Origin of the sequence: Herbaspirillum sp. B65, assembly GCF_000333555.1 — a bacterium.
Classification (GTDB): domain Bacteria; phylum Pseudomonadota; class Gammaproteobacteria; order Burkholderiales; family Burkholderiaceae_D; genus Herbaspirillum; species Herbaspirillum rubrisubalbicans.
Genome location: NZ_BADI01000872.1, coordinates 1 through 1,599 on the forward strand (window position 1 = coordinate 1; position 1,599 = coordinate 1,599).

Genomic DNA, 1,599 nt, shown 5'->3' on the forward strand with positions numbered 1-1,599 from the left:
TTTCTATCCTGTCGTGCGGCTCTCTTGTGCCGGTTTTGGCGCGCTTTGTCCATGCGGGCAGCGGCCTTGTCCTGGCTTTGCCTCTGGTTTTATGGAGTCGATGGCTGCCCGCACCAGGATGTCAGCTTAATCGCAAGCGCGGCAGGTGGCTGTCGGCGCCTGGCTTGCGCTGCTGTCGGCGGGCAGGATGGGCCGCCGGGGCGCGGGCGATGTGGCCTTGTTCATGTGGCGACGCACAATCATGATTAATTGGGTATGCTTGTCGCCAATTAAAATTGGCGTATCGCCAAGCAAACAATTAAAAAGACCACTACTTCTCATGTCCTGCTACGTTGAACACCAGATTTTCCAAGAATTGCAAGACTCCGAAGTCTTGCCTGCACCTTCCGGCGTGCGCCTGAAGATCATGCAGATGTGCCAACAGGAAGACATTGCCCTGGCGGACCTGGTAGCGCAGGTGCAGGGCGACCCGGTCCTGGCCGGTCGCCTGATCCAGATCGCCAACATCCCCAATATCAACAAGGGCCGCATGGTGGCCGCGGTCAATATCGATCTGCTGCTGATGGTGGGGCTGCACGCGGTGCGCCAGATGGCACTGGCCATTTCGCTGACCGAATCGGCGCGCCGCGGTGATTGCCAGGAATTCGACTACCAGCGTTTCTGGAGCCGTTCCACAGCCATGGCCTGTGCCGGCCAGGCCCTGGGCGAGCTGTTGCAGGTGGCGCCACCGGCCGAGATGTTTACGGTCGCCCTGTTGGCCGACATCGGCCGGCTCGGCCTGGCCTCGGCGCGGCCCCGCCGCTATGGCGAGCTGCTGCGTAGTGGCGTGCAGGGGTCGGCGCTGCGCGCGCAGGAGAAGGATCTCTTCGGCTTCCATCACCTGGAGCTGGCCGCTGCCATGATGCAGGACTGGCTGTTTCCCCGGCTCTTCTGCGAAGCGGTGCTGCATCATGGCGCGCCCGAACAGAGCGGCCTGGATGAAGCGGATCGCCAGCAGCGCCTGATCCGCGTACTGGAACTGGCCGCTTGCGTGGCCGATCTCTGCGTGGCCAGCGAGGCCGAGCGGACCGCCTTGCTGCCGCGCCTGTTGCGGCTGAGTGGGCCGGTCGAGCTGCCCATTGCCACGCTGGCTGCCATCTGCAGCCACGTCAGCCAGGACTGGAGCCAGTGGGGCGCCTTGCTCAAGGTGCCGGCCAGGGTTCTGCCCGAGCTCGGCACGGAATTGGTTGCGGCGCTGCAACAACCGGGCTGAGCCGATGACAAGAAACTTCAGTTTTAGTCAGGAAAAATCGAAGTTTTTCGTTGCAGATTTGTCAGCCGCCAATGGTACTATCCCCTCGCTCTGGAATTGAACCGCCGATGTTGATTGTCTGGAAAGAAGTGCTCACGCCACCTGGCCGTGCCCACTTCCGTCATCACAGACCTGGCCCGGCCTCGCTTCCAGCTGCGCGCAAGGTTCGATGAACCCAGCCTCGGATGTTCCTTCCGTAAAAGCCACGGCATTTACCGCAGCCACCCAGGAGAACATATTCATCAAATAGGCCTTGCCTGCACCCTTACTGTCGGCAATGCATGGGCCTTGCCTTTGTTAATGTGTTC

General features: G+C 61.4%; 2 protein-coding genes. Both read left to right on the top strand.

Annotation, left to right across the window (positions count from 1 at the left end; genetic code table 11):
• Nucleotides 1-319: 319 nt before the first annotated feature.
• The gene (locus I5W_RS20730) at nucleotides 320-1,252 is read left to right on the top strand and encodes an HDOD domain-containing protein (protein WP_044530648.1); all 933 of its coding nucleotides are present in this window, start codon (nucleotides 320-322) and stop codon (nucleotides 1,250-1,252) included.
• A 147-nt stretch (nucleotides 1,253-1,399) separates the two neighbouring features.
• On the top strand, nucleotides 1,400-1,599 hold a 200-nt coding region (locus I5W_RS32915), incomplete at its 3' end, for a hypothetical protein (protein ID WP_217284460.1).

Coding starts and splice junctions, on each gene's coding strand:
- I5W_RS20730 (WP_044530648.1), top strand. CDS start 320: ATGTCCTGCTACGTTGAACACCAGATTTTCCAAGAATTGCAAGACTCC.